The sequence below is a fragment of the Methylobacterium sp. AC832 genome (assembly GCF_979256025.1).
In genome coordinates this window covers 845,969-860,043 of the sequence record NZ_CEEDMV010000001.1, presented here as the reverse complement: position 1 = coordinate 860,043, position 14,075 = coordinate 845,969, and the positions used below count along the sequence as shown (strand labels likewise).

The following is a 14,075-nucleotide window of genomic DNA, read 5'->3' as shown; positions in this document are numbered from 1 at the left end:
CACCAAGGACAGTCAAGAACGTAGCGTACGGGGTGGCCGTTGCGGGGCAGGTGAGGGACGCTCTTCTCCGTGTTTGCCTCCTCACCTTGTTCGCGACGCCCCTGCTCTTCGCCTCTGGCCCGTTCGCCGCGGCGCAATGGGGCGATTCCTACGATACCCCTCGCGGCGATTCTTACTACGCGCCGCGCCGCCGGCCGCGCGAGGAGGGAGATTACGGTGGCCGCCAAGCCAACCGGCGCTACGCCCCTCCCCCGCAGGAGGCGCCGCGTCAGTTCTACTGGCCCTGGGAAGATCGTCCGCAGCAGGTACAACCGACCCCCGCGCCCGTGCCATCGGCCCGACCCACCCGGCCACGGCCACCGACGATCGGGGAGAGCCAGCGCTCCTATACGAGGCGGCCGCGTCCGGCCCCCGTGGTCGCCCAGCCGAAACCGGTCCAGCCGAAGGCGGAGCCGTCGATCCGCATCGCGGTCTTCGGCGATTCCCTGGCGAACTCTCTCGGCCGTGGCCTCGATGACGTGTTCGAGGACAATGCCGACGTGGCGATCCTCGACCGTTCGAAGGCCGATAGCGGTCTCGTCCGGAAAGACGTGGTCGACTGGCCTAAGGCGGCGGAGGATTTTCTGAAAACCAGCCCGAAAGTCGCCTACGCGGTCGTGATGCTCGGCGCCAACGACCGCCAGCCGATCAGGGAGGGGAACGAGACCGTGGAACCGGGAACGGAACGCTGGCGCGAGATCTACCGCGACCGCGTCGATGCCCTGGCCAAGGTCTTCGCCGCCCAAAAGATCCCCTTCATCTGGGTCGGCGCGCCGCCGATGCGCAGCGAGCCGCTGACGAAGGACATCGCCACCATCAACGACCTCATCCGCGACCGCGTGGCGAAGGCGGGCGGGACTTATGTCGACATCTGGCCGGGCTTCGTCGACGATCGCAATCGCTTCACCATGACGGGGCCCGACCTGGAGGGGCAGGAGGCCAAGCTGCGGACGTCGGACGGCGTGCATTTCACCAAGGCGGGCTCCCGCAAGGTCGCGCATTTCGCCGATGTCGAACTCAAGCGTCTCATGGGCACGAACCCCACGGAGGCGCCGACGGTGGCGCCCGTAGCGACGGTTCCGGGTCCCCTCCTGGATGGTGAGGCCCCGAAGCTTGATGACACCGCGGCGATCGATCGCCAGATCACCTCGATGCTGCCGAGCCTGCCGGAGCCCCCGGGCATCCCCGCCTTGCCGGTGAAACCGGCGGCTGGCCCGGTCATTCCCCTCGGCCGTGCAGAGGTGACGCCGGGCGGGACTCTAATGAGCGGGCGGCCGCGCGACGGCGACGCATCGGGGAACGTGGAGCGGGTGCTTCAGCGTGGCTCGGCGCCGATGCCACAGCCGGGCCGGGCCGACGATTTCAAATGGCCGCCGGGCTGATCCCGGCACGTCTGCGCCGGGTAGCGCGAAGAGATCCGGTGCCGGGGCTCGGCATGGAGCCGGCCCCGGACCTTGATTTCAGCGCGGCAGGACGCTCGATCCCATCAGGGCTTCGTCGATCGAGCGCGCCGCCTGGCGGCCTTCGCGGATTGCCCAGACCACGAGGGACTGCCCACGGCGCATGTCACCGGCGGCATAGATCTTCTCGTTGGACGTCCGGTAATCGAGTTCGTTGGCGGTGACGTTGCCGCGCTTGTCCATGACGACGCCGGATTCCTCGAGTAGGCCCTTGCGAACCGAACCGGCGAAACCGATGGCGAGGAACACCAGATCGGCCGGCAGGGTGAACTCACCGCCGGGGATGGGCTGGCGCTTCTCATCCACGCGGGTGCAGACCACGCCAGTGAGCTTGCCCTTCTTGTTGCCTTCCAGGCGCAGGGTGGCGGCCTGGAACTCGCGCTCGGCCCCTTCGGCTTGGCTCGACGAGGTCCGCATCTTGGTCGGCCAGTAGGGCCAGACCGAGAGCTTGTCCTCGCGCTCGGGCGGACGCGGCCGGATGTCGAGCTGCGTCACCGAGAGGGCGCCCTGGCGGAAGGAGGTGCCGACGCAATCCGACGCCGTATCGCCGCCACCGATCACGACGACGTTCTTGGCGGTGGCGAGGATCGGCAATTCGCCGTTGCCCGGCATCGGCTCGGCACCCACCCTGCGGTTCGACTGGACGAGGAACGGCATCGCGTAATGCACGCCGGCGAGTTCCTGGCCGGGGAGCTGCGGGTTGCGCGGATCTTCGGCGCCGCCGGCGAAGAGCACCGCGTCGAACTCGGCGGTGAGTTCGTCGAGCGGCTTCGTCACGCCGACATTGACGCCGTAATGGAAGGTCACGCCCTCCGCTTCCATCTGCTTCACGCGCCGGTCGATATGGCGCTTCTCCATCTTGAAGTCGGGGATGCCGTAGCGCAGCAGACCACCGGCCTTCGGCTCACGCTCGAAGACATGGACGTCGTGGCCGACGCGCGCGAGCTGCTGCGCTGCGGCCATGCCCGCCGGCCCCGAGCCGATGACGGCGACCTTCTTGCCGGTGCGGGACGCAGGAATTTCCGGCTTCACCCAACCGTTGTTCCAGGCGCGGTCGGCAATGGCCTGCTCGATCGTCTTGATCGCGACGGGCTGGTTCTCGAGGTTGAGGGTGCAGGCCTCCTCGCACGGCGCCGGACAGACGCGGCCGGTGAATTCGGGGAAATTGTTGGTCGAATGGAGGTTGCGCGCGGCCTCCTCCCAATCCGACTGGAAGACGAGCTCGTTCCAGTCCGGGATCTGGTTGTGCACGGGGCAGCCGGTCGGCCCATGGCAGAACGGGATTCCGCAATCCATGCAGCGCGCGGCCTGCTTCTTCAGGTCGTGCTCGTCGAGGGGCAGCGTGAACTCGCGGAAGTGCCGCACGCGGTCCGCTGCGAGCTGGTACTTCTGCTCCTGCCGGTCGAACTCGAGGAAACCCGTGATCTTGCCCATCGTGATCGTCTTTCGCGAGTCTGTCTGATCCGTCGAGCGGCGGTTGACCGGCCCGGTCCGCCTCAGCTCGTCATCCCTGTTGTGCCGCCCGGTGCCGCCGACTAACCCGTCTTCAGCCTGTGGTCGGCGCGCTCGAAAACATTCGTGCAACGGGTGAGCCACGCCCTTATCGACGGTCTCGCCGCGAGGTCGAATCCGCCCTCATCGGCCCATTGCGTATAGGCGAAGAGCGACACGTCCGCGACGCTGAGCTCTTCTCCAACCAGCCACTCGACACCGCCGAGATGGCGCTCCATCACGTCCAAAGCCGCTTCGCCGCGGGCCACACGGGCCGGATCGCGCGCCTCCTTCGGCTTGCCGAGGGAACGCATCTCGAACCGGCAGACCGCGATGGCGGGCTCGTGGCTGTACTGTTCCCAGAACAGCCACTCGTCCATTTTCGCCGCGAGGAACGCGTCACACGGGATCAACGTGCTCCCGCGGGAAAGATAGCGGATGATCGCGTTCGATTGGGCCAGACACCGGCCGTCCTCGAATTCGACCCCCGGCACCTGCCCCGCCGGAAAGCGGGACAGGTAGTCGGGTGTTCGGCTTTCGCCCTTCAGAATGTCGATCGGCACCCAGCGATAGGAAAGGTGGAGGTAATCGGCGACGATCTTGACCTTGAGACAATTGCCCGAGACGAGATCACCGTAGATCCGCATACCGGCCTCACTCAGCCGCAACCGGCATCCGCGCCATCTCCATTTCGCGCAGGGCGCGGCGGTATTCCACCGGCATCACCTTCACGAACTTGGTGCGGTAACCCGCCCAATCATCGAGGATCGCCTTGGCACGCGGGGACCCCGTGTACTTCAGGTGATTGGTGATGAGCTGGCTCAGCCGCTCCTCGTCGTGCCCGGACATGTCGGCCAGGATATCGACGCGGCCCTTAGTCTCGAGGTCGCCGTCCTGGTGGAAGCGACGCATGACGTCGTCCTCCTCCTCGATGGGCTCCAGATCGACCATCGAGAGATTGCAGCGCGCGGCGAAGGAGCCGTCCGCATCCAGCACGTAGGCGATGCCGCCCGACATGCCGGCCGCGAAGTTACGCCCGGTCTCGCCGATGGACACGACGACGCCGCCCGTCATGTACTCGCAGCCATGGTCGCCCATGCCTTCGACCACCGTGATGGCGCCGGAATTCCGCACGGCGAAGCGTTCGCCGGCCGAACCGCGAATGTAGCATTCGCCCGCGATGGCCCCGTACAGGACGGTGTTGCCGGCCATGATCGTCCGCCCGGCGGGTGACCGCAACGCGTCGCTCGGCCGGATGATCAGCTTACCACCCGAGAGCCCCTTGCCGATGTAATCGTTGGCATGACCCGTCAGAACCACGGTGATGCCGGCGGCGAGCCAAGCTCCGAAGCTCTGGCCGGCGGTGCCGGACAGGTTCACCGTGATGGTGTCGTCGGGCAATCCCTCATGGCCGTAGCGCTTGGCGACGACGCCCGAAAGCATCGCCCCAGCCGTGCGGTCCGAGTTCCGGATCACCTCGTTGAGCACCACCGGCTCGGCGGTCTCGATGGCCGCCTTGGCGCCCTCGATCAGGCGGCGGTCGAGCACCGTGTCGATCGGGTGCTTCTGCTTCTCCGTATGGCGGATCGCCACGTCGGGGCCGACATCGGGACGGTGGAAGAGCTTCGAGAAATCGAGGCCCCGCGCCTTCCAGTGGTTGATGACCTCCAGCGTGTCGAGGAAGTCGGCGCGACCGATGAGGTCTTCGAGCTTGGTGTAGCCCATCTCCGCCATCAGCTCGCGCAACTCCTCCGCCACGAAGAAGAAGTAGTTCACCACGTGCTCCGGCGTGCCCTTGAAGCGCTTGCGCAGGACGGGGTCCTGCGTCGCCACACCCACCGGACAGGTGTTCAGGTGGCACTTGCGCATCATGATGCAGCCGGCCGCGATGAGCGGCGCGGTGGAGAAGCCGAACTGGTCGGCGCCGAGCAGAGCCGCGACGAGCACGTCCCGGCCCGTGCGGATGCCGCCATCGGCCTGAAGCACGACACGACCGCGCAGATGGCTGAGCACCAGGGTCTGCTGGGTCTCGGCGAGACCCGTCTCCCATGGCCCGCCCGCGTGCTTGATGGAGGTCAGCGGCGCCGCGCCCGTGCCGCCGTCGAAGCCCGAGATGGTGATGTGGTCGGCGCGCGCCTTCGCGACGCCGGTGGCGACCGTGCCGACACCGACCTCGGAGACGAGCTTCACCGACACATCGGCGGCCGGATTGACGTTCTTCAGGTCGAAGATCAGCTGGGCGAGATCCTCGATCGAGTAGATGTCGTGATGCGGCGGCGGCGAGATCAGGCCGACGCCAGGAGTGGCGTAGCGGACCTTGGCGATCTTGGCGTCGACCTTGTGGCCGGGCAGTTGGCCGCCCTCACCGGGCTTGGCGCCCTGCGAGACCTTGATCTGCATCATGTCGGCATTGACGAGATATTCCGTCGTCACGCCGAAGCGACCGGATGCGACCTGCTTGATCGCCGAGCGACGCGAACGACCGTCGGCCATCGGCTTGAACCGCTCCACCTCCTCGCCGCCCTCACCGGAATTCGAACGGCCGCCGAACGAGTTCACCGCGATGGCGAGGGTCTCGTGGGCTTCCTTGGAGATGGAACCGTAGGACATCGCGCCCGTAGCGAAGCGCTTGACGATGTCCACGGCCGGCTCGACCTCGGAGATGTCGACGGGCGCCCGGCCGAGCTCGGCCGCCTGCTTGATGCGGAACAGGCCGCGGATGGTCTTGAGGTGGTTCTCCTGCTCGTTCACGAGCCGGGCATATTCACGGTAGCGCTCGGGCAGGCCGAGACGCACCGCATGCTGAAGGGTGGCCACCGAATCCGGCGTCCAGGTATGGCTCTCTCCGCGCAGGCGGTAGGCATATTCGCCGCCGACATCGAGGGCGTGACGGAACACCGGAGCGTCGCCGAACGCGTCGGCGTGACGACGGGCAGTCTCCTCGGCGACCTCGGCCATGCCGATGCCTTCGATCGTGGTCTTGGTGCCGAAGAAGTCACGGGCCACGAAGGACGAGTTCAGGCCGATCGCGTCGAAGATCTGCGCGCCGCAATAGGATTGATAGGTCGAGATGCCCATCTTGGACATGACCTTGAGCAGGCCCTTATCGATCGACTTGATGTAGCGATAGACGATCTCGTCGTCGGTGAGATCCGGCGGGAACTCGTCCTTCATCGCGATCACCGTCTCGAAGGCGAGATAGGGGTTGATCGCCTCGGCGCCGTAGCCCGCGAGACAGGCGAAGTGATGCACCTCGCGCGGCTCGCCGGACTCGACCACGAGACCGACGGAGGTCCGAAGTCCCTTGCGGATCAGGTAATTGTGCACCGCCGCCGTGGCCAGCAGAGCCGGGATCGCGATACGGTCCGGTCCGACGCCGCGGTCGGTCAGGATGATGATGTTGTAGCCGCCGCGCACCGCCGCCTCGGCCCGGTCGCACAGCCGGTCGACCGCGCCTTCCATGGCGACGGCGCCGGACTCGGCCGGGAAGGTCATGTCGAGGGTCTTGGTGTCGAAACGGTCCTCGAAATGGGAGATCGAGCGGATCTTCTCGAGGTCCCCGTTGGTCAGGATCGGCTGACGGACCTCGAGGCGCTTCTTGCGGGAAGCCCCCTCCATGTCGAGCAGGTTCGGGCGCGGCCCGATGAACGAGACGAGGCTCATCACGGCCTCCTCGCGGATCGGGTCGATCGCCGGATTGGTGACCTGCGCGAAGTTCTGCTTGAAATAGGTGTAGAGCGGCTTGGGCTTATCGGAGAGGGCCGAGAGCGGCGTGTCGGTTCCCATGGAGCCGACCGCCTCCTGGCCGGTGACGGCCATGGGGGCCATCAGCAGCTTGAGGTCTTCCTGGCTATAGCCGAACGCCTGTTGCCGATCGAGCAGCGACACGTCGGAGCGCGAGGCGCGCGGGATGACGGGCTTCAGGTCTTCCAACACGATCTGGGTGTTCTTCACCCATTGTGCGTAGGGATTGGCCGCGGCGAGCTCGCTCTTGATCTCCTCGTCGGAGATGATGCGACCCTTCTTCAGGTCGATGAGCAGCATGCGGCCCGGCTGCAGGCGCCAGGATTCGACGATGCTCTCGTCCGGGATCGGCAGAACGCCCATCTCGGAGGCCAACACGACGAGGCCGTCTTCCGTGACGATGTAGCGGGCGGGGCGCAGGCCGTTACGGTCGAGGGTCGCGCCGATCTGGCGGCCATCGGTGAAACAGACGGCGGCGGGGCCGTCCCACGGCTCCATCAGGGCGGCGTGATACTCGTAGAACGCCTTGCGCTCCTCGCTCATGAGCGGGTTGCCGGCCCAGGCCTCCGGGATCAGCATCATCATGGCATGGGCGAGCGAGTAGCCGCCCTGCACGAGGAATTCGAGGGCGTTGTCGAAACAGGCGGTGTCGGACTGGCCCTCGTAGGAGATCGGCCAGAGCTTCGAGATGTCGTTGCCGAACAGATCCGAATCGACGCTGGCCTGACGCGCCGCCATCCAGTTCACGTTGCCGCGCAGGGTGTTGATCTCGCCGTTATGGGCGACCATCCGGTAGGGGTGCGACAGCTGCCAAGTCGGGAAGGTGTTGGTGGCGAAACGCTGGTGCACGAGGGCGAGGCCCGAGACGTAGCGCTCGTCCTGCAGATCCTTGAAGTAATGGCCGAGCTGCGTGACCAGAACCATGCCCTTGTAGACGATGGTCCGAGTCGAGACGGAGACCGGGTAATAGGCCTTCACGCGCGGATCGTTGAGGCCGTAGACCTTGTTCGAGATGACCTTGCGCGCGATGAACAGACGGCGCTCGAAAGCGTCTTCGTCCGTGATCGCGGCCGGGCGGCCGATGAAGACCTGCTTGTGGTGCGGCTCCGTCTCCTTGACGCGCACGCCGAGGTCGCTCGCATCCACCGGCACGTCGCGCCAGCCGAGGAAGGGGAGCCCTTCGTCCTGGAGGGACTTCTCGACGATCTCCTCGACGATGCGGCGGCCTTCCTCGTCCTTCGGCATGAAGAACTGGCCGACACCGTAATGGCCAGGCTCGGGCAAAGCGATGCCGAGGCCCTCGCACTCTTCCTTCAGGAGGAAATGCGGGATGTGGGTGAGGATGCCGCAGCCGTCGCCCATCTTCGGATCGGCGCCGACGGCGCCGCGATGGTCGATATTCTCGAGGATGAGCAGGCCCTGAGCCACGATGGCATGGGTCCGCCGGTCATGCATGTCCGCGACGAAGCCGACACCGCAGGCATCGCCCTCACGGGCCGGATCGTAAAGACCCTGCTTATGCGGCAGGGCGGAATCGCGAACGACGAGCGGCGCGACGCCGTCCCGCGTGGCGGGGATCGGGTTCTGGACGATCCCGGCAACCTCAGATGCGGCCATGCTCATAACCCCTCAGCCTCATTCGTCCGTGCCCGCATGCGAGCATGTTTCATGCCCGAATGCCATCCGGCACTCAGGCCCCTACCTCGACGCGGTCGGATTCGTGCAGGATCTTCGGTAAGGAAGCGCCCGCACTCCGCGGGCTCAACGCCGGCTTGAGTTCAAGCCGTGCGGGCCCGGATCGCCGTAATGGCGACCGGCTTGGAATCTCGTTTTTTCGTGAGATTCGACACCCGCTCGAGACCTTCCGCGTTCCTCGACGGCAATTGTCCTCGGAGACGAATCGCCGCCGGAACACCCTGCCAAAAAATGGGACAGCCGTACTGTCCTAATTACGGAAGGTGACAGATTTTAAACGCTCCAGCAAGAGGCTCGCGCGCGTGTTGGACAGGTTTGATGTGCGCTGCGACCATGCATACGTTTTGAGGTCAACAACACGGGCCGATGCTGACAGCGGGATCGGTGACAGGGCCGGGAAACCGACGGATACCGATCGCCCGCGACTTGCCGCGCTTCACCCGCATTCCCGCCCCAATCGGGCGCTCTACAGGGCTCGCCAAGCACAAGCGGCATGCGGGGTGATGGACCGCACGGAGACCTCCATAGACCTGCGTCAACAGTAGGCTACGGAACGAACGACCAAGCAAGACGAGGCACCATGGAATCGAGCCGCAGGGCGCCTGTGCGCTCCCATAAGTTCAGCCGGTCTCAGATTGGCCTGACCATGCTGGCGGGGTTCATCACCCTGTCGGCCCTCGGGACTGTCACCGCTCAAGCGCAATACGGTTACGAGCCCGACCTTATCCTTCCCCCTCGCGCCGTCGTCTGGCGCCTGAACGACCGCGGCTTCACCGAGGTGACGCGGCCGCGATTCGACGGCCGTGCCTATATCGTCGAAGCGACGGGCCCCTATGGCGACAGGGTGCGGCTCTTCGTGGATGCACGGGACGGCGCGGTCCTTGACCGCCAGCGTCTCGGTGCACCGTTGCCGCCTGCACCGATTCCCGTCGCCCGTCCGGCGGCGCCCGGCTATGGCTGGACCGAGGCGGACGAGCAGCCCCGTCAACCGATGCGCGAGGCGGCAAGGCCTGTTCCCCCCGGCAGGATCCCGAACGGAGATGGTGTGAGCCGGCAGCCGCGTTTCGACGTGGCGGCGCGCCCAGACGCCCCTGCCCGCGCGGAACCCGCCGATCGCAACCCGTTGGGTCTCAACCCCGATGCCCGCACCGGCGACGCGAGACGCCCGGCAGAACCGGCGCCAGCCCGCAAAATCACCAGGTTGGCCCCGCCGGCGAAGCCGGCAGCGCCCCGGCTCGCTCCGGAAGCCCCCTCCCCGGCCGCGACGGACGCAACGTCCGATGCCCGGACCACCACGCCTCCGGTTGCCGCCATCGAGCAGCCGAAGGTCGAACCCTCGACACCCGCCGCGAATCAGCCCCGCCGAGACGCCGCGCAGGCTCCCTCGCCCAAGGCTCAGGCGTGGAGCGATCCGCCTGCGGACAGGAAAGCCGTTCGGGTCATCGGTGGCGCGACGGTCGTACCGGGATCGACCGACAAGGATCAGCAAGGCGACCGTCCGGCCGAGTAGCAGACGTCATCATCGCCTACCGAGACGAACAAAGGCGTCGAGCGACGAAGGCTCGGCGCCTTTTTCTTGAACACGCTCGCGGCCAATCAGCCAGCATCGCTCGCGCCGGCGCCCTGTAGATGGGGGTCGTTCGTGGCCGCCCGGACGGGGCTGTCGCTCTGACTCGGCGAAGTCGTGATCGCCTTCAACGCCAGCGGGTCGAGGTTGCTTCCCTCGGTCGGGCCATAGGCTTCGAGGGCACGGCGCATCTTCGGCGTCCAGAACGCCACGATGTGCTTGTGGATACCCGCCACGGCTTCGTCATCCGGATAGGATCTGAAGAAGCCGGCGATCTGGTTCGCCATGCGGACGAGCTTGTCGTTGGTGGTCAGGGCGCTCATGGGACTGGCTCTGTCGACGGGTGAAGGATCGGCCGCGCGCGACTTAGCGTTCGGCGGCAAGACGAAGACGTTCACGGCCGGAAAAGACCGTGAGGGTGTCCGACCGGGCGATGGCGCAGAGCGTGATGTCGTGCAGTCGCGCCCGGTCGATGGCGAGGGAGGTCGGGGCGGAGATCGCCACCAGAACGGCAGCGCCGAAGGTCGCAGTCTTCTCCACCATCTCGAACGAGCAGCGGCTGGTGATGACGACGAAGCCATCGTTGGGATCGGTCCCGGCCCGCATCAGCGCACCGATCAGCTTGTCGAGGCCGTTATGGCGCCCGACATCCTCGCGGACGGCGAGAAGATTGCCGTTCCGATCCGCCCAGGCCGCGGCATGGACGGCGCGGGTCGTGTGGTTGAGAACCTGCGCATCGCCCATTCCGAGCAGGGCGCGCTGGATCGATTCGATCCCGACTACCTGCATCGCGTGAGAACGCGCCTCCGCCTTCGGCAGGGCCGCGAGATCGTCGATGCCGCAGACGCCGCATCCGGTGCGACCGCTGATGGCGCGTTTCCGCGCAAGATGCTCGCGCAGCCGCCCCGGAGCGAGATCCACGACGAGGCGCAATCCCCCGTCTCCGTCCTCGACCCGAACCGACCTGATCTCGTCTGCGGACTCGACGATCCCCTCAGTGAGGCTGAACCCGTAGGCGAAATCCTCGAGGTCGGACGGGGTCGTCATCATGACCGCGTAGGGCACGCTGCCATAGACGAGGTTGACGGGCATCTCGACGGCGAGATCGCGATGCCCTTCGCGGGCCATGGGATCGTCGTAGGCCACGACCAGGGTCGGCACACGCCGGCTCGTCGGAGCCGGCGCGTCGATGTCGTTCAGATCGTTCCGTTCACTCGGCAGCATTCAATTGCGTCGCGATTCTCGTGAGCGAGAAGTCCTCCTCGAAGAACTTCGCCTGCCAATCCGACGGACGGTTCGTCCGCCGCACCTGTACCGCCGTCACCTTATACTCGGGGCAGTTGGTGGCCCAGTCCGAGTAGTCGGTGGTGATGACATTGGCACCGGTCTTGGCATGGTGGAACGTGGTGTAGACCACGCCCGGCTGCATTCGCTCGGAGACGATCGCCTTCAGGGCGATGTCGCCGGAGCGGCTCTCGAGAGCCACGAGATCGCCGTCGAGAATGCCGCGAACCTCGGCATCGAACGGGTGGATCTCCAGCACGTCCTCCTCGTGCCAGCGCGAGTTCTCCGTGCGGCGCGTCTGTGCGCCGACATTGTACTGCGACAGGATGCGGCCGGTGGTGAGGATGAGCGGGAAGCGCGGTCCGGTGCGCTCCTCGGTCGCCACGTACTCGGTGATCATGAACTTGCCGAGGCCGCGCACGAACCGGTCCACGTGCATCATCGGCGTACCGTTGGGAGCGGCGTCGTTGCACGGCCACTGGATCGAGCCGAGTTCGTCGATCTTGGCGAAGCTCACGCCCTTGAAGCTCGGGGTGAGCGAGGCGATCTCGTCCATGATCTCGCTCGGATGCGAGTAGTTCATCGGATAGCCGAGGGCGTTCGAGAGCAGCATCGTACCCTCCCAATCACCGACGCCCGAGAGCGGCGGCATCACCTTGCGGACGCGGGAGATGCGACGCTCGGCATTGGTGAAGGTACCGTCCTTCTCGAGGAACGACGCGCCCGGCAGGAAGACATGGGCGTATTTCGCCGTCTCGTTCAGGAAGATGTCCTGGACGACGATGCATTCCATCGCCATCAGGCCCGCGGTCACGTGGTGCGTGTCGGGGTCGGACTGGGCGATGTCCTCGCCCTGGATGTACATGCCCTTGAAGGCGCCATCGACGGCCTCGTCGAGCATGTTGGTGATGCGCAGGCCCGGATCCTTGTCGAGCTGGACGCCCCACAGCGATTCGAAGGTCTCGCGGGTGGCGTCGTCCGACACGTGGCGGTAACCCGGTAGCTCGTGCGGGAACGAGCCCATGTCGCACGAGCCCTGGACGTTGTTCTGTCCGCGCAGCGGGTTCACGCCGGCACCAAGCATGCCGATATTGCCGGTGGCCATGGCGATGTTGGCCATGCCCATGACCATGGTCGAGCCCTGGCTGTGCTCGGTGACGCCCAGACCGTAATAGATGCCCGCGGCCCCGCCGGTGGCGTAGAGGCGGGCGGCGCCCCGGATGTCCTCGGGGTTCACGCCGATCTTGTCGGCCTGAGCCTCGGGCGAATGACGCTCCTCGGCGATGAACCGGGCCCAGGATTCGAAATCGTTGAGGTCGCAGCGCTCGCGGACATAGGCCTCGTCGATCAGCCCTTCCGTGACGATGACATGCGCCATCGCGTTGATGAAGGCGACGTTGGAGCCGGGCTTCAGCGGCAGGTGGTAATCGGCCTCGATATGGGGCGACTTCACCAAGTCGATCTTGCGCGGATCGGCGACGATGAGCTTGGCCCCCTCACGCAGGCGCTTCTTCATCCGCGAGCCGAAGACCGGGTGACCGTCGGTCGGGTTCGCACCGATGACGAGGATCACGTCGGAATGCGCCACCGAGGCGAAATCCTGCGTGCCGGCAGAGGTGCCGAGCGTCGACATCAGGCCGTAGCCGGTGGGCGAATGGCAGACGCGGGCGCAGGTATCGACGTTGTTGTTGCCGAAGGCGGCACGCACGAGCTTCTGGACGAGGTAGGCTTCCTCGTTGGTGCAGCGCGACGAGGTGATGCCGCCCACGGAATCCTTGCCGTACTGAGCCTGGATCCGCTTGAACTCGGAAGCAGCGCGATCGATCGCGACCTCCCACGACACTTCCTGCCAGGGGTCCGTGATCTTGTCGCGGATCATCGGCTTGGTGATGCGGTCCTTGTGGGTGGCGTAGCCGTAGGCGAAGCGGCCCTTGACGCAGGAATGGCCGTCATTGGCCTTGCCGCCCTTGTAGGGGACCATGCGGACGATGCGGGTGCCCTGCATCTCGGCCTTGAACGAGCAGCCGACGCCGCAATAGGCGCAGGTGGTGATCTCGGAATGGTCCGGCTGGCCATGCTCGATGATCGACTTTTCCTGAAGCGTCGCCGTCGGGCAGGCCTGAACGCAGGCGCCGCAGGACACGCATTCGGAGTTGAAGAAATCGGTGGGGCCGGCAGCCACCCGGCTGTCGAAGCCACGGCCCGAAATCGTGAGCGCGAAGGTGCCCTGCGTCTCTTCGCAAGCGCGGACGCAGCGATTGCAGACGATGCATTTCGACGGATCGTAGGTGAAATACGGGTTGGAGGTATCCTTGGCCAGGTACTGGTCCGAAGACGGCTTGACGTGGTTGGCGCCGTCATAGCCGTAGCGCACGTCGCGCAGGCCGACCGCGCCTGCCATGTCCTGCAACTCGCAATCGCCGTTGGCGGCACAGGTCAGGCAGTCGAGGGGGTGATCGGAGATGTAGAGCTCCATCACGCCCTTGCGGAGCTTGGCGAGCTTGTCCGTCTGGGTCGAGACCACCATGCCGTTCTCGGCCGGGGTCGTGCAGGAGGCGGGCGTGCCGCGCCGCCCCTCGATCTCCACGAGACAGAGCCGGCAGGAGCCGAAGGCTTCCAGCGAATCGGTTGCGCAGAGCTTGGGGATCTGCGTGCCGGCATGCATCGCCGCCGCCATCACCGAGGTGCCGGAGGGAACAGTGACGCTCATGCCGTCGATGGTGAGGGTGACGGTCTGCTCGTTCACCCGGATCGGGGTGCCGTAATCGATCTCTTTGATGAGGGCCATGGGTCGC

8 protein-coding genes are annotated in these 14,075 nt (G+C 66.1%); 2 read left to right on the top strand and 6 right to left on the bottom strand.

All coding sequences use genetic code 11. The features are described 5' to 3' along the window. Positions 1–50: 50 nt before the first annotated feature. Entirely contained in the window at positions 51–1,421 is a 1,371-nt protein-coding gene (locus AC0IXR_RS04015) for an SGNH/GDSL hydrolase family protein (RefSeq protein WP_461229420.1), read from the top strand. A gap of 78 nt (positions 1,422–1,499) precedes the next feature. On the opposite strand, the gene AC0IXR_RS04010 is transcribed toward AC0IXR_RS04015, so the two are convergent. The 3 genes from AC0IXR_RS04010 to gltB form a co-directional block, all read right to left on the bottom strand. Then, positions 1,500–2,933 (bottom strand): glutamate synthase subunit beta, encoded by a 1,434-nt coding sequence (locus AC0IXR_RS04010; protein ID WP_056431403.1) that lies wholly within the window; start codon positions 2,931–2,933, stop codon positions 1,500–1,502. 101 nt (positions 2,934–3,034) lie between these two features. Continuing rightward, the gene (locus tag AC0IXR_RS04005; protein WP_471759808.1) at positions 3,035–3,637 is read right to left on the bottom strand and encodes a glutathione S-transferase family protein; all 603 of its coding nucleotides are present in this window, start codon (positions 3,635–3,637) and stop codon (positions 3,035–3,037) included. Positions 3,638–3,644: 7 nt separating this feature from the next. Continuing rightward, positions 3,645–8,357, bottom strand: coding sequence for a glutamate synthase large subunit (gene gltB, locus AC0IXR_RS04000; protein ID WP_471759807.1), 4,713 nt, complete (start codon positions 8,355–8,357; stop codon positions 3,645–3,647). 652 nt (positions 8,358–9,009) lie between these two features. Here gltB and AC0IXR_RS03995 point away from each other — a divergent pair. Beyond that, the gene (locus AC0IXR_RS03995; protein ID WP_471759806.1) at positions 9,010–9,939 is read left to right on the top strand and encodes a hypothetical protein; all 930 of its coding nucleotides are present in this window, start codon (positions 9,010–9,012) and stop codon (positions 9,937–9,939) included. 86 nt (positions 9,940–10,025) lie between these two features. On the opposite strand, the gene AC0IXR_RS03990 is transcribed toward AC0IXR_RS03995, so the two are convergent. Genes AC0IXR_RS03990 through fdhF form a run of 3 tightly spaced genes read right to left on the bottom strand, consistent with a single transcriptional unit; the run spans position 10,026 to position 14,068 of the window. Continuing rightward, on the bottom strand, positions 10,026–10,319 hold the full coding sequence (locus AC0IXR_RS03990; RefSeq protein WP_207411533.1) for a formate dehydrogenase subunit delta: 294 nt from the start codon (positions 10,317–10,319) through the stop codon (positions 10,026–10,028). A 43-nt stretch (positions 10,320–10,362) separates the two neighbouring features. After that, positions 10,363–11,220: a formate dehydrogenase accessory sulfurtransferase FdhD gene (fdhD, locus tag AC0IXR_RS03985; RefSeq protein WP_471759805.1), complete on the bottom strand. Its 858-nt coding sequence runs from the start codon at positions 11,218–11,220 to the stop codon at positions 10,363–10,365. Continuing rightward, on the bottom strand, positions 11,207–14,068 hold the full coding sequence (gene fdhF, locus AC0IXR_RS03980) for a formate dehydrogenase subunit alpha (protein WP_471759804.1): 2,862 nt from the start codon (positions 14,066–14,068) through the stop codon (positions 11,207–11,209). The genes fdhD and fdhF overlap by 14 nt, the downstream gene beginning before the upstream one ends. Positions 14,069–14,075: the final 7 nt, after the last annotated feature.

What these genes read in the sequence shown, in the direction of transcription:
- fdhD (WP_471759805.1), bottom strand. Translation starts at nt 11,220, where the DNA reads ATGCTGCCGAGTGAACGGAACGATCTGAACGACATCGACGCGCCGGCT.
- AC0IXR_RS04010 (WP_056431403.1), bottom strand. Translation starts at nt 2,933, where the DNA reads ATGGGCAAGATCACGGGTTTCCTCGAGTTCGACCGGCAGGAGCAGAAG.
- AC0IXR_RS03995 (WP_471759806.1), top strand. Translation starts at nt 9,010, where the DNA reads ATGGAATCGAGCCGCAGGGCGCCTGTGCGCTCCCATAAGTTCAGCCGG.
- fdhF (WP_471759804.1), bottom strand. Translation starts at nt 14,068, where the DNA reads ATGGCCCTCATCAAAGAGATCGATTACGGCACCCCGATCCGGGTGAAC.
- AC0IXR_RS03990 (WP_207411533.1), bottom strand. Translation starts at nt 10,319, where the DNA reads ATGAGCGCCCTGACCACCAACGACAAGCTCGTCCGCATGGCGAACCAG.
- gltB (WP_471759807.1), bottom strand. Translation starts at nt 8,357, where the DNA reads ATGAGCATGGCCGCATCTGAGGTTGCCGGGATCGTCCAGAACCCGATC.
- AC0IXR_RS04005 (WP_471759808.1), bottom strand. Translation starts at nt 3,637, where the DNA reads ATGCGGATCTACGGTGATCTCGTCTCGGGCAATTGTCTCAAGGTCAAG.